Origin of the sequence: Chryseobacterium sp. BIGb0232, assembly GCF_024810195.1 — a bacterium.
GTDB classification, from domain to species: Bacteria; Bacteroidota; Bacteroidia; order Flavobacteriales; family Weeksellaceae; genus Chryseobacterium; species Chryseobacterium pennae.
Window position 1 is genome coordinate 1 of the sequence record NZ_JANUEH010000012.1, and the last position, 19376, is coordinate 19376.

Sequence of the window (19376 nt, forward strand, 5' to 3'; positions counted from 1 at the left end):
ATTTATTTTCTGAGGACGTAGGCCCTTGATATTTTCAAAATCTTTCACAGTACAAATTTAATCTTATTTCAAAACCACTACAAGATGAGCCTCTGGAGGGGGAATGATGAAGGCCACCACTTATTAACTGAAGCTAAGATAGTTCCTTACCTCATCCTATTTCTATTATCTCTATATCTCCCTAAAAAACAAAAACCGCTCATTGCTGAGCGGCTTATATTTTTACCAGATTTTAATTCTGTCTTCCGGAGCTTTATATAATTTGTCTCCTTTTTTTACATCGAATGCTTTGTAGAATGAATCAACATTGATTAACGGACCAAAGCTTCTGAAGTAACCCGGCGAGTGCGGATCTGTCTTCACCTGGTTGATCATGTATTTTTCACTTGATAAAGTTCTCCAAACGGTTGCCCAGCTTAGGAAGAATCTCTGATCCTGAGTAAATCCACTGATGGTTCCTGGATTTCCTTTATCTTTTAAGTACATCTGAAGAGCGTCATAAGCAATATTCACTCCTCCTAAGTCAGCAATATTTTCACCGTTTGTGAAAGTACCGTTTACAAATGTTCCTTTTACAGGCTCATATTTGTCATATTGAGAAGCAAGAGCTTTTGTAGCTTTTTCGAAGTTTGCTTTATCTTCCGGAGTCCACCAGTCTACCAGGTTCCCCTCTGCATCAAACTGTGCTCCAGAATCATCAAATCCGTGGCTCATTTCGTGACCAATAACAGCTCCGATTCCACCGAAGTTTACTGCTGCATCAGCCTTAGGGTTGAAGAATGGCGGCTGAAGAATTGCTGCCGGGAATACGATTTCGTTATATACCGGGTTATAGTAAGCATTTACAGTTTGTGGAGTCATTCCCCATTCTGTTTTATCAACAGGTTTACCAATTTTGGCTAATTCTCTGTTGTATTGCCATTCACCAATATTCTGAAGGTTTTTATACAATGTACCTCCTTTTGATTCAGGTGTAATTTCTAATTTTGAATAATCCTTCCATTTATCAGGATAAGCTACTTTTACAGTGAATTTATTTAACTTCTGTAGTGCTTTTTCCTTAGTTGTAGAAGACATCCATGCTAAGTTATTGATGTGAACTACAAAACTTTTCTTTAAATAGTCAATCAATTCAACCATTTGAGCTTTAGCTTCTGCAGGGAAATATTTCTCAACATATAATTTACCGAAAGCTTCTCCGATGTTTCTGTTGATTAATTCAAAACCTCTCTTGTTCAGTGCTCTTTGTTCCTGCTGACCTCTTAAGTATTTCCCAAAGAAATTAAATTTCATATCACCCAGCTTTTCGCTTAGGTAAGAAGCACTTCCATTGATCATGTGGAATTTCAGGTAATCCTTAATTACCGGAAGATTCTCAGCATTTACTAATTTATCAAAGTTTTTATAATACCCCAGTTCTCCGATGATCACTTTATCTGTGTTTACTCCCACTTTTTTAAGGTAAGCCGGAAGATCTACTCCTTTTACCAAAGCTGAAAGTTCAGTCATTGTCTGAGGATTATACTGAAGGGTATTGTCACGGCTCTGCTCGTTTGTCAGATAAGTTTTTGCAATGCTTTTTTCATAATCAACAATACTTTTTGCTGCTGCATCTGCATTTTTATATCCTAATTCTTTCAGCATTGAAGCTACATATTTCTGATACTCAGCAATAGCTTCCGTATTCTTTTCATTTACTTTCTGGTAGTAGTCTCTTCCTAATCCAAGAGAAGCTTCTCCTAAGTAAACAGCATTCATATTAGAATTCTTTAAATCAGCATATACTCCCCATCCGTAGAAATTATTTTCTCCTTCTTTTGTTACAGATGCTAAATATCCCTGAAGATCAGCCATATTTTTGATGGCATCAATTTTACTCAGGTGCTCCTGAATAGGCTTGATTCCGTCAGCATTTCTCTTCTCCATATTCATGTAAGAAGCATATAAATCCTGAATTTTTTTCCCCTCACTTCCATCTGCAAACTTATCTTTCAAAAGAGAGTTCAGAATTGTCATGGAATTGTTATCCGTATCCTCACCCAATTTATTAAAACTTCCCCAAGTTGGTTTATCAGCCGGAATTTTAGCTGTTTTCATCCACGTTCCGCTCACATAATTATAAAAATCATCCTGTGGACGTACTGAAGTATCCATTAAGCTAAGGTCTAAACCTTTATCTGTATTATTCATTGCTACTTTAGTAGCTTTAGCTTGTGCGCTCATCGTATTTTGAGAGCAGATCCCTGCTATTAGAAACAAAGAAAGCGTTAGTTTTTTCATTATGATAACAATTTATACAATATGTATGATTTATTTCTTATTTGTTACTTTTTTGTGAAATAATTTTTAATAGATGATGGAAGATGGGAGATGGAGGTTATGAAAATCATAAAGAATAACTACTCTATTTCTTTATATCTTTTAAAGAAGTTTATTCGAACTCTCAGTAATAATACGACTAAAAGTAACTTCTAACCTCCAGCTTCCAGACCCTACCCTTTTAAGATGTTGCTATCTCTTTTACATTCCCTGTGCGTTTCAGAAAGCCCCAGGATTGTATTTCACCTTTCAATGCTTTTCTTAAACTTTTAAACAGTACAATATACATCAGCCATCTATACCCAAATCTTTGCGGAATAATATAGAACAGATTCGTTAATTTTTCCCTTTGCATAATAAATGCTACCAAAGCCAGAGAAGCATCTACCAGAAGAAAAATCAAATAATAACTAAATATTTTATCTCCGTTTCCAGACAGGATTCCAAAGAACATAATAAGGTCTGCCAAGGGTGAGAAAAACGGAATAATATACTGGAACAATAAGATATTCGGCATGGCCCAAAGTCCTAATCCTTTATATTGAGGATTAAGGAAAGTGTGTCTCTGTTTCCAGAACATCTGCATGATTCCATACGTCCAGCGGAAACGTTGTTTCAGGAACTGTCTTACGGTTTCCGGAGCTTCTGTTACGGCAACCGCTCTGTTTTCATTGGCCACTGTATATCCGGCTTTTAAAATTTTTACTGTAATATCACAGTCTTCAGCCAGTGTATCGGAAGAATACCCTCCTGCTTCAAGAATTACGGATCTTTTAAACGCCCCGATAGCTCCAGGAATTACAGTAATGGCATTGATATTAGCATACGCCAGCCTGTCAAAATTCTGGCTGGTTGTATATTCAATGGCCTGCCATTTGGTAAGCCAGTTTACAGTGTTTCCTACTTTTACATTTCCTGCCACTGCAGCAATTTTTTCATCTGAACCTGCATTCAGGAATCTTGCAATCAGATACTTTACCGCATCCTGCTGGAGTTTGGTATCTGCATCTATACACACTACGTATTCAGCATCTGTCTGTGAAATCCCGAAGTTTAAAGCGGTTGCTTTTCCTCCATTTGTTTTTGTAAATATTTCTAACTTCGGATGATCCGGAAAAGCATCTCTGGCCTTTTCATAAGTTGAATCTTTGCTTCCGTCATCTACCATAATGATGTTAAAGTTCGGATATGTCTGTTTTAACAGGTTATTCAGGGAAGAAACAATATTCACTTCTTCATTATAGGCAGGTACTATAATAGAAACCTTAGGATAGAATTCAAGGGTTGGAAAATCACCCAGCTCTTTTTCTTTTTTTCTTTCTTTAAAAGCCCAGTACGCCATCAACAGTAATCTTATTAACCCCAGTACAATGAAAATGGTAAATAAAGCAACCAAAAAATGACTTATTCCATAAATTACGGTGGCCAGCACCAGATTAAGCTGCATGATGTAGTAAGACTTTGTCTTAGGAACTTCAGGCATCAGTTCAGCTTTACTTTTATGCAGAAGATTGGTAAGGTTGGTAAAGTGATAGCCCTGTTTCTGAAGGGTTGGAATTAAAATTTTCAAAGCCTTCACGGTTTCTTCTCTTGTATCACCACCAGCGTCATGAAGCAATATGATATTTCCTCTCTCCTTCTTGATTCCTGCCATTACCCGTTTTACAATTTCATCTGCTTTTATTCCCGGCTGCCAGTCTTCCGGGTCTATATTTTCTCCGATATCCAGATAGTTTTGCTGTCTTGCCAATGCCACCGGAATAATCTCTTCTGAAGTGGTAGGCTCAGAGTCGGCATTATAAGGAGCACGGAAAAGGATTGTACTGTGTCCTGTCACACATTCTATAAGAAGTCTGGTAAGTTTCAGTTCCAGCAAAGCTCTTTCCGGGCTTACCTTAGCTACGTTTTCATGGGTAAAGGTGTGGTTTCCTATTTCATGACCTTCCCGATAGATTCTTTTAACGAGCGGAAGATTTTTTTCTGCATTTAACCCTACTAAAAAGAAGGCAGCCGGAACGTGATATTTTGACAGAACATCAAGGACCTGAGGTGTATACGTCTCATCGGGACCGTCATCAAATGTTAATACCAATTCTTTCTGCGGAGCGCTCCCATATTTTTTCACTTCATAGGAACTTGGATACGTAACATAGTTTTCATCGGTAATAATTTTTTCCTTCGGATCTATTTCAAGAGCAATTTTTCCATCATGGGGTGTATTCAGAACATCCAATACTTCTCCATCTCCAATGTAATCCACCATGGTCTGCCCTTTTACATTTTCAAGTGTTTTCAGATTCAGTTTAGAAAGCCCTGCAAACGTAAGGTCTTTATCATAAAAATTCCAGACTCTGCTGTCCTCACTTCCCAGTCTCCAAAGTGCAGTTCCTGCCAATGGATATTCGGAGGCAAAACGCATGGTATTAAAAATAGATGCAGCATCATTAAAAAATACAGTATGGGTATTATTTTTAGAATCTGTATAGGAATAATTCAGGTTAAAAGTATTGTCATTAAAATCAATAACCGCTTTACTGGCACTGGCCTTGGTAATGGCCTGCATATAGGTAACCGAAGTATTGTCATCCTTATTGGAGCTCCAGTCATATCCATATGCTCCCAAACCAAGGATAATCTTGTGAGGAGAGGTTTGCTTAACGATCTTTCCTGCCTGAGATTCAATCCATTTCTGCGAAGAAACAGGGCCTGCATCACTGCCTGCTGAGTATTCATCATAAGCCATCAGTACAAAGTAATCTACATAAGGATCTAATCGCGGAATGTTGTAGTCATCATTATCCGTCATAATATCCATAGTCACCAGCAATTGATTCTGTCTGAATGTTGCTGAAAGTTCTTTCATAAAAGCAATCAGGTTTTCATCAGAATTCAGGTTCATATCTTCAAAGTCGATATTGATCCCTTTGAAATGATATTTTAGGCACTGTTGGGTAAGCTTCTGAATAAGAGCCGTTCTTTTTCCGGGATCATTCAATACTTTCCCTAGCCCTTCAGAACGGAACTCCTGATTAGAATTATTACTCAGGATCGGCATGGCTGCTACTCCTGTTCTTTTGATTATTTTGTATCCTTCCGGGTCAACATTGGTTTTCAGGTCTCCTGTTTTGGGATCAAGGAAAAACCATTCAGGAAAAACCAGATTAATGTGTCTGATATTTCGTTTCAGAGACATCAGAGACTGAGGATCCCAAGCCACATAAAATGCAGAACGGATCCCTCCGGGAAACTGAGCCCAGTTTCTGTTTTGATTTTTATATCTTTCTGCTCTTGCCTTTTCAATCTTGGCAAGGTTGGTATGAATTGTTTTTTCAGAAATAAAGCTTCGGAAACCTTTGTATTCTTTGGAAATTTTATTCTCCTGAAGATAGGGCTTATTGGCTGTAATAACTGCTTTATAATCCTCTTTAAAAGGAATTTTCGGACTTTTATCAAATCTCATCATCAGTCCTAAAGCCAAAAGAAGAAGAACCGCAATAAAAATAAAGATACGGCTGCCCCATTGTACACTTTTCCAGCGTTTTTTGCTGTTAGTCTGAAAAATCTGTTTGGAATTTTCCACAATTTTTAAATTTTAATGAAGGATTTTCAAAAAGTGTGAAAAAGTACCTGAAAATTCATTAAAAAAAAATTAAAAAAGGAGTATTCCGTTTACTGATTTATCAAAAGCCCTACAAGATCCTGAATTACCTTTTGGGAAACAAAATTCATAAAGTCTGTTCTTTCCAGATGAGGCATATATAATTTTGATGTTACTTCCTGATCCTTGACCCGGATAGTATAGAAAACCGTCCCTATATCTTTGCCATCCTCTCCTTTTCCCGGGCCCGCCACTCCGGTTGTGGAAAGGGAAATATCGGTTTCAAATAAATCCTGACAACCTTTAGCCATTTCCTGAGCTACCTGCTCACTGACTACAGTAAACTGATCTACCGTTTCTCCGGAAACATTTAAAATTTTTATTTTTTTCTCTGTGGCATAGGCTACCATTCCACCTAAAAAGTATCTTGAACTTCCGCTAACTGAAGTAATCATTTTCGCCAATTCTCCTCCGGTACAGCTTTCCGCTGTGGAAATGGTCAGTTTTCTTTCGGTAAGCATTTCTGCCAGGATATTTTCGATTTTATCTTCAGATATAGCAATCACATTGTCCTTAATGAGCGGAAGCAATTTCTGAATTTCATCTTCTGTCTGTTGTTGTAAAGCTTCTTCATTATCTCCTGATGCCGTTAATCTCAGTTTTACCCTGGTTCCCACCGGAAGATAAGACAGTGAAATATTTTCAGGAAGAGCTAATTCCCAGTCTTCAATAGTATCTGCAAGAATACTTTCCGGAATTCCTACCACGGAAACAATCCTGGAATGGATATAATTAAGATTAAATTTCTCCTGTAAATACGGAATAATCTGATCTTTAATTAACGGTTTTACTTCATAGGGAACTCCAGGCAAGCTGTAACTCAATTTTCCGTTCAGTTCCATCATCATGCATGGTGCTGTACCAAAATGGTTTTGAAAAACAATCGATTTTGTAGGAACGAAAGCCTGTTCTCTATTTCTTTCCAGAATATCTGCGCGCCCCCGTCTTTCCATGTATCCTTTAAGATGATTAAAGGTTACCTCATCCAATGCAATCTCATCATTGAAAAACTCGGCCAGTGCTTTTTTGGTTTTATCATCCCTTGTTGGGCCCAGTCCGCCTGTGGTGATAATCAGATCTCCCAGTTCAAACGCTGCACTTAATGTATCTTTAATGGTTTCAATCTCGTCTGAAATTGTAAAGATCTGTACAACCTTTATTCCGATATTCTTCAGTTCAGAGGCAATAAAATTGGAATTGGTATCTACCGTATTTCCGGAAAGGATTTCATCACCAATAGTGATCAGGACTGCTTTTTCCATATATCAGATTCTTGAAAAAAATTCTCCTGCAAATGACGGAAAAATATGCGGCTGTAGCAATATAAATTGATTTTTTCTATTTTTGACAGAAATTAGTTAAAATTATGTCTAAATATGATGATGCTTCATGGCATTATGGCGGTGATTTTCCTGAAGAACTTCCTCAGAAAAACGGGGCTACTCATACCGGTATGTTCCTGAACTGGTGTATTCATAATAACCTGATCTCTGATGATCTGAAGGGAGATGGTGAAGAGGAAATTGAGAAATTAAAACGCAGAGAAATTACAGGCGCTGAATTTATCATGGATTCCTGTGACGGAAAATTCTCTGAATATGATCTGAATGACCTTGGAAACAGTTTTGCAAAAGATTATTACGCAGATGAGACCGATTTTGGAAACAGATACAGCTCGTTTGCAGATGATTATGTAAATCTTTTTGATACTAAGGCTGAGGAAAATGATTATGAGTATGAAACCTTTTATCACATAGAGGATACCTACGAGAATTATGACCTGATGAAACAGGTGATTGATTACCGTTTTGAAGAGTGGAAGGAATATATTAAGAACTAAAATAACAAAGGAAACAAAGCAGCTTAACCAGCTTTCTTTGTTTCCTTTGTTTCCTTTGTTTCCTTTGCCTTCATTTACTGATTATGTTTTACCCAGATCAGTTCATCCGTATTATAGCCAATTTTTCTGGCTTTTTCAATAAAACGCTGTCTGATGCTTTCCGGGATAGTGGTGGTTCGGGAGAGGATCCAGAGATATTTTAAGCTGCTCCCTGCTACCAGGGCATATTGATAGTCTTCATCCATATCAATGACATTGTAACCCGCCCAAATCGGTTTGAAAAAAGAGACTTTGAGCCGGGCTTCGGTTTTATCTTTAACGAATCTGGCCTCACCAATGGATTCCTGCCACAGTTTTTTTACATAGTTGTACCCTTTATTTTTAACATGAACTGTTCCATCCGGGTTTTCAGAATATTCTGCAGTGACATTATCCATATTTTTCTCGAACCTGTAGTCGAAACGGGCAATTTCATACCATCTTCCGAGATATTTTTTAACTTCAAAATTCTTTACTGCCACCGCTCCTTTTGGAATTCCTACCGAACATGAATTAAAAGCAAGCAAAGCCAAAGCTCCCAATGAAACGGGAAGAATAATTTTGTGAAAAGTTTTCATAACAGAAATATTTTGTGTGGTTCTGATAAAAACTTCAAAAATAATGCCTTTGGGCTGTTAAAGAACAATAAAATCTAGGAAAAGACCTTCAGAAAATTGTCTTTAAAACTTCCGGAAACCTCAATTTCAGTATCATCAGCAAGCATTACTGTTCCACTTTTATGATAGGATTTCACGAAAGATGTATTGATAATATGAGAACGGTGAACCCTTACAAACGGGTTTTCCAAAAGATCATCAAAATGCTTCAAAAACCGGCATACCATTTTCTTTGAGCCATCGGTAAGATAGACCTGAGTAAAATTACCATCTGCCTGAAGTCTCATAATATCCTCTGTCTTTACCACATCAAATCCCTGTAAAGTAGGAAGAATAAGCTGTTGCTTTTCAGGTTTTAGCTTTAAATTTTCCAGTAGGATCTTATTCCTGTTAAGCTCTTCTTTTTTCTCAAGACTTTCAGCAACTTTATTTACAGCTAGAATAAGCTCTTGAATATCAATAGGTTTTAAGATATAATAACTAGCCGACTTATTTAAAGCCTGTAAAGAGTATTGTGAAAATGCAGTGATAAAAATGGTTTCATAGGAAAACGCACTGGTGGCTTCCAGTACATCAAAAGCATTTCCAAAAGGCATTTCTACATCTAAAAAAACCAATTGAGGGTGATTTTCTGCAATCAGAGGAACAGCTTCTTTAATATTTTCCGCTTCTCCAAGAATTTCTACCTGTGGGCAGTATTTGGTAAGATAGCTTCTCAGTACTTCTCTTGCTATCAATTCATCATCTACGATTACAGCTTTAATCTTCATTGGATTTAAATATTAGGTTACAGTTAACAGACTGCCAATGCAAATTAGTAATATTTAGCCACCCCTGCAATCTTCCTAATACAAGTCATACCCTTTTCCAATTCCAGGCATATACTACGATCAATATTGTTATGATGCATTCCACTGCTGCAAGGAAAACATAGAATAAATACCATTCTGAATAGGACGAAATCCCGATAAACAGCATTACCAGAGTGAAAAAGAGGCCCAAAACAATATTGAGAATCCTGTTGATGACCGGTTTAAGGATAAGAGAAAGAAACACCATAATAGCCGGTATTGCCAGGACTACAGCAGCCATTAATAAATTCATTGGAGAATTCAATAAATTATGACCGTCTACAAGTCCCTGGGTTTTCCCTGGTGTATACAGTTCAAAGTAATCACCATATAAATAACATAGTGTAACAGAGGCCCAAAGTCCTGCAAGTATAATCTTGACATTTACCGGAGTATCTTCAAATTGAGTAGAATTATTCATGATATATTAATTTTGTTGAATATTATTAATAAATTTATTCCTAACTCCTGCAATCAACAACCACAGGCATATTCCTATTTCCCCTATTGAGGCCGGTAGTGTTATATATCCTGATATTGCATAATCCTGAAAATCAGGAATCAGAGTTCTACAAAAAACATTGATGATATAACCGAAACAACCCAACATTAAAAAAATGCCTAAAAGTTTGGGTAAGAAACCTGACCTGTACACCAGGTAGCCCAATGGAAATAACCAAAGACCCCAGAAAATCTGAACAATTAAAATTCCTTTGTTATAATTGCTCAGCACAAGCATTATCTGAGCCTGTAATTGTCTGGAATCAAATACTTTTAAATAATCTGCTCCCTCAACTAGGGTAAGTACAGAAAATTTACTTTGTAAATTAATAAATGAAATAGGAACGCTTATTATGGCAAAAATCACCATCAATCTTGCTGCGTTTTTATTAGTTTCTTTTAGCAACTGATACAGAGCCAAAGGAAGCAATGCAAAAGCAATATAACAAACCATACTGCTTGCAATCCCCGACCTGAATAGAAAAGCAGAAGAGGAAATATTATGAAAAGTAAGTCCCGGATCTTCCCATACAATAAGTTGTGAGGGTACATACATGAGACTGTAAAAACCGGTTATGATGACAACAAGATAAATAAATCCTGCTAATCGGGCTGTTTTATTACTGATATTCATCTGGTTAGTCTTTAAACTAATAAGACGAGACCGATATAAATTTTGTTACAGTGAAAAGTAATTATAATTGTTTTAATAAAAGAATGTTAGAAAACTACTGATATTTTCCATTTTTGAATTTCAGCTGTTTATAGAATGTTTTTGAAGTTTCCTTTTCTTCGCATTCTCCTTTCACTTCAGTATTGATGGAGGTTACAGAAATAGTTTTAATTTTAAGATTTGTGAAATTGTTTGTTTTGGATGTATCCATCATGATGTAGGAATGGTCATCTTTAAATTCACCGTTGCATCGGGTATCCCACTCTCCTGTCGTTGAATCCATTTCAAACTGATCGAGAACCTTTTTAAGAGTTTTCCCTTCCGGATAATACAGGGAAATTTTACCTGAAGCGTAAGGATTGGGTTTGCTGCTTCCAACAAAATCGGCTTTTACTCCAAATGCCCTAATAGTTGAGCTGATCGTATACAAACCTGTATCAATTGAAAAACTTCTCAGATTTACTGCATCAGAGTCAAGTTCTGTCGGATCAAAATATTTATTCTTTATCGTTCCTTTACTATCTGTAATCACTATATAATTCTGCACTGTAAAAACATAATCTTCTTGGTCCTGATTCAAAATAACCGGAATAACTGCAATATAGGAGTCATCAGCATTGGGCATTTTCTTTTCAATACAGAGTTCTTCTCTTATTTTGGTTTTATCCAGCTTCAGGTTTTTAAGAATATGGGTTAGTCTTATACTGTCAATATCCTGAGCTGCTATAGTTCCGAAAAAAAGACTTATCATCAGAGTATATAGAAATATATTTTTTTTCATTGTCCCGTTTTTATACCAGATTAATTTGGATCGTGACCACAACCCCATTACCGTTTTCTTTATCTTTTACAGAACAGGTTATATTCTTTTTGTACAGATCATTCAGTAGCTGAATTCGCTCCACTGTGTTTTTCATTCCTCTTCCTTCCCGGGTTTTCTGGTGCTGGGTTTTCTGTTTTTTACTTTCTTCAATTCCTATTCCATTGTCTTCAATCATGATTTTCAGATCACCATCATTTTTTTCAAAGCTTAGTTTTAAAAATCCTTTTTCTGTTCTGTACCGCAATCCGTGCCAGATAGCATTTTCAAGGAATGGCTGTACGAGCATCCCGGGAACCTGCAGCTGGTGCGTATTCAGATTTTCATCTACATCAATTTCATAATCAAATTTATCCGCAAAACGTGTTTTTTCAAGTGCCAGATAGTTCTGCAGAAGATCCAGCTCCTGTTGAAAAGGAATAAAATCATTGGTAGAATTCTCCATCACGCCCCGCATCAGTTTGGAAAATTTTGTCAGGTATTGATTGGCTTCCAATTCATTATTGGTTGCAATGAAATGATTGACACTATTCAGACTGTTGAAAATAAAATGCGGATTCATCTCCCGCCGAAGCGACTGAAGAGCTATTTTTTTATTCTTGATCTGAACTTTTTTCAGGGTTCTGAAAATGAAAACAATGAGACCTGTCAACAGGATCAAAACTCCGATCAGTCCATAATTGAATACATTTTTTTTACGGATAAGCTCATCTTTCAGCTCTTTTTCTTTTTCCAGCTGAGAAATTCTTTGCTCTGTATCTTCCAGAATTTTATGATCCACCAGGCTTCTGTCCTTGGAAACCAAATCCGGAAGTTTTCCCAAAAAGTCTCTGTACAGCTGAACAGAAGCATCTGTATTTCCGGAAATGGCATAAAGACTGTCCAGTTTCTTCACACTCCTCTGAGCTTCCAGTGTATGACCTTTATCCAAAGCTATTCCGTAAGCATTTTTTAATAAATCTACAGCCTCCTTGGGGTCATTCTTTTTGATATAAATATCTGCCAGCTCCTGAATCTGATTCACTTTTTCCTGTGAATTATCCTTTACAAAATCTTCCTTCAGGACTTTCTTTTTGGCTTCAATAGCTTTATCAAAGTTTTTATTTTCAACATAGAGATCCGCTAATTTCTGATTAATAGCCAATGCCTGTTGTGGAGCTTCCTTTTTTGAGATTTTATAGGCATTATTAAGATTTTCTTCAGCTTTATAAATATCTTTCTGCTGTATATTAAGGTCCGCAAGCTGAGTATAGCCTTCTGCTACATTTGCCTTTTCATTTTCCTTTTTGCTCAGGTCAATATTACTCTGTATAGCTTCTGCTCTAAGCTCAGGTGTAGGAGAGGAAAGCCTGGTCACATCGTTAGTATTCACAGCTTTACTTTTTTCACTGTAACTCATCTGTGCTGCCCGGCTATAATTGTTGAGGGCAGGTGTTATCTTATTTTGTTTCTCCTGTGACTGAGCCAGTTTTCTGGTAACCGATTCAAGATTTTTTTTATCATTAAGTTTTTGGTAAAGTGCTTTAGCTTTGGCAAAATACTCCTCACTTTTAGGATAGTTTCCCTGATTATAATAATCAGTGCCCATGTTTACATATACGTCAGCCGCCCCTTTATCATCATTTTTATCTACTGCTTTTTTCAGCTTTGCAGCAGATTTCAATACCTGAGAAACCTTTACAGAGTCCTGTGCCATGAAGAAATTCCCCACCGTAAGCATTGAAATAAAGAGTATTTTAAAAATTAATTTCACAGATTAAATCTTTATTGCAAAGTAAGTAAAACTTTAGTGATCATCTTCTATTCTTTACCAAGCCAAAACATGATTTCACCAAGTCATAACCTGTGAGGAACTTTAAACACAAATACCAAGAATGCTTTCCACAAATAACACAATTTCATATCACACAAAAAAATATACTTAAGCATCTGTGAAAATCTGTGCATTCTGTGCATTCTGTGGTAAAATAAAATTTCATGCGCTTCCTAAGAAAATACTGAACCAGAAAAGTCACAAAAGATTTAAACACTTAAGGAATTTTAAAGTAAAAGCATAATGCATAGGAAGTACACAGAAGTTTTGATTGCACAGCTCACCAAGTGAAAACTCCCATTCACCAAGTCTTCCGATTTTCACCTTTAGATCTGGCTAATTTTACATCAGAATTTAAAAGTAAAAACAGGAAATTATGAAATTGAAACATTTTTTATTAATCGGAATTTTAACGCTGGGAAGTTTTGTAAACGCTCAGGAAGTAAAGAAAAATGCGATCGAAGTAACAGGAGTCGCCGAAATGGAAGTAGAACCGGATGAAATCATCTTTAGCATCGGGATAAAAGCAGATAACAAAAACGATCTGACAGATAATGAAAAGAAGATGTTTGATATCTTAAAGAATGCAGGAGTAAAGAACGAGGATATCAAGTTTAAATCAATGTACCAGAACATCTATGCAAAAAACGGAAAGTTCTCCAAGAATTATCAGTTTAAAGCAAGTTCAAAATCGAATATCAGCAAGATCTTTGAAGACCTGAACCAGAAATGGGTAAGCAGCCTGAATATCTCAGAAGTAAAAAACACGAAAATGGCAGACTTCAGAAAAGCAGTAAAAATCAACGCCTTAAAAGCAGCTAAAGAAAAAGCAGATTATCTGTTGGAAAGCATGGGCAAAAAAGCAGGCAGCGTTCTTGAAATCATTGAAATTGAAGATTACACCAGTGACATGGTAATGCCTGCTGCCTACAAAAGCAGAATGAGCAATGTACAGCTTGAAATGGCAGATGCTCCGGTAGATTTCTCCTTTGACAACATCGAAAACATCAAACTGAAATACAGTATCAAAACGAGATACGAAATCCTTTAGAATAACAGATTTAAAAGAGGCTGCCAAAATTATGGCAGCCTTTTTTTAGCCATGAATTCACGAATTATTTTGTGGATGGGTAAAAAAACAAAACGGAAAAAACAGTTATAAAAACTTTTAAGTACAAATTAAGTCTGCCACGAATTCACGAATAAAATAATTCCAAATAGTTTGTATGCCTATGTAAAATCTATTGGGTTTAATTTTTTTCGAACCCCATAGATTTCACATAGTTTTTTGGGAGTAAGATATTTTTAAGCTTATTCATTCTACTCACCAAGTGAAAACCTCCTTTTACCAAGTATCCAAAATTTCAGGCTTAGATACAGGTAATTTTACTTCATAATTTAAAATAATAAACGATGAAACGCTATCTTTTAATCACCCTGTTTTCAGTGGCTTTCCTTAAGGCACAGGAAATAAAAAAAGAAATAGAGGTAAAACAGGCTACTGTTTTTCTTCAGGGAGCAAAAGTCTTCGGGAGTACCAATATCAATCTTCAGAAAGGAAAAAATATGATCCGAATTGTTAACCTTCCTAATAATCTGGATGAAAATACCTATAAAATTAATCTCGAAAAAAACACTACGCTACTATCCATCACTCCTCAAAGTAATTTTCTGAAAGACGATCAGCTTTCCGATAGTGAAAAAAAACTGGATGATGAAAGAAAAAAGCTGCAGAGACAGGTCAGCTTATTGAATATTCAGGTTAAAAACCTTACCGGAGAACAGAATATCATCAATGACAATCTGAAAGTATCTGCGAATGATAAATCAACTCCGCAGGAACAGCTCATCAAGCTTACTGAATTTTACAGAAAACGAATGCTGGAAATTGATAATCAGGTCTTTTTATTAAATGAACAGAAAACCGTTTTGGATGAAAGTATTGCAAAGCTCAATAAACAATCTGATGAGGAACAAACGCATAAAAACACAAATAGAAAAGAACTTTTGCTTGAAGTTCTTGCTGATAATGATACCAGCCTAAATCTGGGAGTAAGTTATATTGTTTCTGATGCAGGCTGGATTCCTTCTTATGACCTTCGTGCTGAGTCTGTAAAGAAACCTCTTGAAATGGTTTACAAAGGAAAGATCTATCAGAAGACAGGACAGGACTGGAAAAATATAAAACTGTTTGTATCTACCTACAGACCTTCTTATAATCAGGACAGGCCTATCCTTTCCCCACTTTATGTTGCTGAATATACTGCTCATAATCCAATGCAGGAAGTTGCTGATTATAGTCTTAAAGATAAAGCGGTTCTCACAAATGCTTATCAGATGAGAAAGGAAATTTCTGCAAAACCAAGTCAGATTCCAATTGCTTCTGTTTCCGATAACCAGATGAATGTGATCTATGAACTGAATTATAATCAGACTATTTTAAGCCAGGAAAAGGAACAGTACGTCATTCTGGATAAAAAACAAATAGATGCCACTTACAAATACCACACTGTTCCAAAGGTAAATAACCAGGTATTCCTGATGGCTTTTGTAAAGAACTGGCAAAATCTCAACCTGATTAATGGGGAAGCCAACATCTATTTTGAAGATAATTATATCGGGAAAACTAATATGACCAGCAATTATGTAAAAGATGAGTTCCCTATTTCTCTTGGAGTGGATGAAAGAATTACGGTAAAAAGAATTAAACTGGAAGATAAGGCCTCTCAAAAACCAATGAACTCAAATAAATGGGAAACTGAAACTTACCAGATCAGCATCAGAAATAATACCAAAGAAAGTATTGAACTGGAAGTGCTGGATCAGCTTCCTATCAGTGAAAATTCTAAAATTTCTGTCAAGACAATAGAAACCGGTGATGGAAGCCTTGATGAAAAAACAGGAAGTATTCTCTGGAACAAAAATATAAGATCCGGAGGCTCTGAAAAGATCAGTTTCTCTTATGAGGTTAAATATCCAAAAGATATGCAGATTCAATATTACAGCAGATAACCAATAAAAAATAATAATATGACAGCTTTAAAAATCTTAGCAATCGCAGCAACCTTCTTAAGTGCCGGTACGTCTCCAGCCATCCGCTGCTCAAAAAATGATTCGGAAAACAGTACCTTAACAGTACGAAATGCTTCCACAATTCCTGTAAATACGGTATCAAAAGATAATAAAATCCAGGTAGCCCTTTTACTGGATACGTCCAACAGCATGGATGGACTGATTGACCAGGCAAAATCAAGACTCTGGAATATTGTCAATACACTGACTACATTAAAATACAACGGCCAGTCGCCACAAGTGGAGATTGCTCTTTATGAATATGGAAATGATGGCATCCGGGATGAAAACTACATCCGACAGGTCACTCCTCTTACCCAGGATCTCGACCTCGTATCTGAAAAATTATTTGCTTTAAGAACCAACGGCGGAAGTGAATATTGTGGAGCTGTGATCAGGGATGCTTCTGCCAATCTGAACTGGGATGGTAATGAAAAAAGTATGAAACTGATTTATATTGCAGGGAATGAACCATTCAACCAGGGAAGGATTGACTATAAGGAAGTAGTCTCAAAAGCAAAAAATAAAAATATCTATACCAATACCATTTTCTGTGGAAGCCGTGAAGAAGGAATCCAGAGCTTCTGGCAGAACGGAGCAACAACAGGTGGTGGCAAATACTTCAATATTGACAGTGATAAAAAAGTGATTTATATTGAAACACCTTATGATATCAGAATTTCCGAGTACAATGCTAAATTGAATGACACTTATATTTACTATGGAAACCATGGCTCAGAATATAAACAGAAACAGATTACCCAGGATAAAAATGCTGAAGTACAATCGGTTTCCAACCTGGTGGAACGAACCGTTTCCAAGTCTAAAAAGAATGCTTACAAAAACGAACACTGGGACCTGATAGATAAAGCTGAAAAAGATGCCGGGTTTATTTCAAATATAAAAGAAAGTGAGCTTCCTGATGAGCTGAAAGGAAAAAGCAAAGAAGAAATAAAAAAAGCTGTTGCTACAAAATCAGCAGAACGTGAGAAAGTTCAGCGAGAAATTGAAGACCTTTCTAAAAAACGCCAGACCTACATTGACAGTGAAATGAAAAAAAGAGGAACTGATGATTCTGATGATCTTGGAAAAGCCATTGAAAGTTCTATACAGGAACTGGCTAAAAAGAATGGATATAGCCTGTAAAGATGATAACCGTAAGAAGGGTCAGCACTTAAGTATTTTTAAGTAATACCCTTCCGGAAATGAAGTACACTTAAGTTTTGAAGATTTTTGATTTTCTGCTTAAGTGTACTTTCGTATTAAACTCAATATTTAATTGCTGTAAGCCATGGCTAAATACTGTTGTTCTATCTTCCGAACTTAAAATATCCGGACAAGGGATGCTTTTTATTCTTCATAAACGCAGAAACCATTTCCATTCCCACAACTGAAAACGTAATTCCGTTTCCACCGAAACCCAATACAAAATAAGAATTTCTGAAATTTTTATGTTCTCCGATATAAGGAAGCCCGTCTTTTGTTTCCCCAAAAGTTCCTGCCCATACAAAATCAGGGTAAAAATGATAATCAGGTTTTATTTTCTTTAAATTTTTTAAAATTTCATTTTTTTTTGTATCCAATAAAGCGTCCCGTTTTTCAGCACCGTAGAAATCTTCATCACCGCCACCTATGAGCATTCTTCCGTCATCGGTACTTCGCATATACAGATAAGGATCATCGGTATTCCAGACTAATGTACTCGTACTATTTTTAAACTTATTCTTATCTACTTCCGAAACAACAGCATAAGTACTTTTCAGATCAACGAAGTTTTCTTTCAGCAGATTTTTGCTCTCATAGCCAATGCAATAGATTATTTTCTTCGCCCTGATCTGAAAACCCGTATCTACTTTAATGATATTAAAACCTTTATGATACTCCACCTCTACCATTTCAGTTTTATCAAAAACCTTTAAGCCTTTCTTTACATTATGTTTAAATAATTCATGGGCAAACTGAAAGGCATCAATACTCGCTCCCTGCTTTGACAGGATCCCGCCATAAGTATTTTCAAATTCAAATGCTTTTAATATCTGATCTGAATTTAACCATTTAACATCAAATCCAGCTTCTTTTCTGGCTTCATATTCTTTTTTCAACCATTCAGTATCTTTCTTTTTCGCAGCAAAGTACAGTGATTTTTTCCGTTTGAAACCTGCGTTGGACCGTATCTTTGCAGCAAGCTTTTCAATGGTATCAATAGATTCCGAGCATGCTTTATAACTCTCAACTGCCCCTTTTTTCCCTATTTTTTCTTTTAACTCATAAAGAGGGATATCTATTTCATACTGCAGCATTGAAGTGGTAGCCGAGGTACTTCCGTTACAAAGCTCACGCTTATCAATAAGAATAGTTTCATAGCCATCTTTCACCATCTGATGGGCGATAAGACTTCCTGTAATTCCCCCACCAATAATTACAACATCACATTTTTCGTCTGATTTTAAAGAAGGATAAGTGGTGATCAGACCATTTTTTAAAAGCCAGAAAGGTTCATTTGATTTAAGATCCATATTGATATTTTACATTAAAAATAACAATATTTATGTCTATTTTAACAATTTTCGATGAATTTATGGTGTAGTTATTGTTACTTTATTAAGTTCCAACCACCATAAAATATTTACTATGATAACAATTATTCCAGAAGCTCCGGATAATGTTGCGGCATTCAATGCAACGGGAGAAGTGACGAAAGAAGATTTTGAAAAATTGGTAATTCCGCGTGTAAAAGAGAAAGTAGATCAATTTGGTGAGGTGAATTACTTACTGTACCTGGATACCGATCTGGATAACTTTACCATGGGTGCATGGCTCGAAGACCTCCTGCTTGGAATAAAAAACCTTGCAAAATGGAATCGTGCAGCCATCGTTACAGACAAAGAAGGGGTACAGAATTTCACTGATATATTCAGTGTTCTGATGCCTGGAGAATTTAAATCCTTCCCAAAAGAAAATTTATACAACGCACTCTATTGGTGCAAAAATGGCAATGAAGTTGAGGTTTAATCAATCTTATAAAAAATGATAAAAAGACTGTCTTAAAAGGCAGTCTTTTCTATTACATCTAAATCAATATCAACAGTATACGTAAAAATACCTAATAATAAATTTGGTACATTATACTGTAATTATTTCCCAAATTGGTGAGTATATTTGTAATACTAACC

General features: G+C 36.2%; 15 protein-coding genes. 5 read left to right on the plus strand and 10 right to left on the minus strand.

Annotation, left to right across the window (positions count from 1 at the left end; translation table 11 throughout):
* Positions 1–222: 222 nt before the first annotated feature.
* From M2372_RS20995 to M2372_RS21005, 3 genes are all read right to left on the minus strand, one after another.
* Entirely contained in the window at positions 223–2280 is a 2058-nt protein-coding gene (locus M2372_RS20995; protein ID WP_123321284.1) for a M13 family metallopeptidase, read from the minus strand.
* A gap of 220 nt (positions 2281–2500) precedes the next feature.
* Positions 2501–5899: a polysaccharide deacetylase family protein gene (locus M2372_RS21000; RefSeq protein WP_123321283.1), complete on the minus strand. Its 3399-nt coding sequence runs from the start codon at positions 5897–5899 to the stop codon at positions 2501–2503.
* An 89-nt stretch (positions 5900–5988) separates the two neighbouring features.
* Positions 5989–7239, minus strand: coding sequence for a CinA family nicotinamide mononucleotide deamidase-related protein (locus M2372_RS21005; protein ID WP_123321282.1), 1251 nt, complete (start codon positions 7237–7239; stop codon positions 5989–5991).
* 104 nt (positions 7240–7343) lie between these two features.
* Here M2372_RS21005 and M2372_RS21010 point away from each other — a divergent pair, with 104 nt between their 5' ends.
* Positions 7344–7817 carry a hypothetical protein gene (locus M2372_RS21010; RefSeq protein ID WP_123321281.1) on the plus strand — a complete coding sequence of 158 codons (474 nt, stop codon included), beginning with the start codon at positions 7344–7346 and terminating at the stop codon, positions 7815–7817.
* Between the two features lie 74 nt (positions 7818–7891).
* Here M2372_RS21010 and M2372_RS21015 read toward each other — a convergent pair whose 3' ends face one another.
* From M2372_RS21015 to M2372_RS21040, 6 genes are all read right to left on the minus strand, one after another.
* Complete coding sequence (locus M2372_RS21015) at positions 7892–8434, minus strand: lipocalin family protein (protein ID WP_123321280.1); 543 nt, start codon at positions 8432–8434, stop codon at positions 7892–7894.
* Between the two features lie 74 nt (positions 8435–8508).
* Positions 8509–9243: a LytTR family DNA-binding domain-containing protein gene (locus tag M2372_RS21020; protein WP_123321279.1), complete on the minus strand. Its 735-nt coding sequence runs from the start codon at positions 9241–9243 to the stop codon at positions 8509–8511.
* An 85-nt stretch (positions 9244–9328) separates the two neighbouring features.
* Complete coding sequence (locus M2372_RS21025; protein ID WP_123321278.1) at positions 9329–9745, minus strand: DUF6326 family protein; 417 nt, start codon at positions 9743–9745, stop codon at positions 9329–9331.
* 6 nt (positions 9746–9751) lie between these two features.
* Positions 9752–10459 (minus strand): DUF4386 domain-containing protein, encoded by a 708-nt coding sequence (locus M2372_RS21030; protein WP_123321277.1) that lies wholly within the window; start codon positions 10457–10459, stop codon positions 9752–9754.
* Between the two features lie 94 nt (positions 10460–10553).
* Complete coding sequence (locus M2372_RS21035) at positions 10554–11279, minus strand: hypothetical protein (RefSeq protein ID WP_148060820.1); 726 nt, start codon at positions 11277–11279, stop codon at positions 10554–10556.
* Positions 11280–11289: 10 nt separating this feature from the next.
* A complete protein-coding gene (locus tag M2372_RS21040; protein WP_228455790.1) occupies positions 11290–13071 on the minus strand; it encodes a histidine kinase in 1782 nt (593 codons plus the stop codon).
* A gap of 436 nt (positions 13072–13507) precedes the next feature.
* On the opposite strand from M2372_RS21040, the gene M2372_RS21045 reads away from it, so the two are divergent.
* From M2372_RS21045 to M2372_RS21055, 3 genes are all read left to right on the plus strand, one after another.
* Positions 13508–14182 carry an SIMPL domain-containing protein gene (locus M2372_RS21045; RefSeq protein ID WP_123321274.1) on the plus strand — a complete coding sequence of 225 codons (675 nt, stop codon included), beginning with the start codon at positions 13508–13510 and terminating at the stop codon, positions 14180–14182.
* Between the two features lie 362 nt (positions 14183–14544).
* The gene (locus M2372_RS21050) at positions 14545–16143 is read left to right on the plus strand and encodes a DUF4139 domain-containing protein (protein WP_123321273.1); all 1599 of its coding nucleotides are present in this window, start codon (positions 14545–14547) and stop codon (positions 16141–16143) included.
* An 18-nt stretch (positions 16144–16161) separates the two neighbouring features.
* Positions 16162–17349 (plus strand): VWA domain-containing protein, encoded by a 1188-nt coding sequence (locus tag M2372_RS21055; RefSeq protein ID WP_123321272.1) that lies wholly within the window; start codon positions 16162–16164, stop codon positions 17347–17349.
* A 164-nt stretch (positions 17350–17513) separates the two neighbouring features.
* On the opposite strand, the gene M2372_RS21060 is transcribed toward M2372_RS21055, so the two are convergent.
* Complete coding sequence (locus M2372_RS21060; protein ID WP_123321271.1) at positions 17514–18719, minus strand: FAD-binding oxidoreductase; 1206 nt, start codon at positions 18717–18719, stop codon at positions 17514–17516.
* Positions 18720–18834: 115 nt separating this feature from the next.
* Here M2372_RS21060 and M2372_RS21065 point away from each other — a divergent pair, with 115 nt between their 5' ends.
* Positions 18835–19215, plus strand: a complete 381-nt coding sequence (locus M2372_RS21065; protein WP_123321270.1) for an STAS/SEC14 domain-containing protein — start codon at positions 18835–18837, stop codon at positions 19213–19215.
* The last annotated feature ends 161 nt before the right edge of the window (positions 19216–19376 follow it).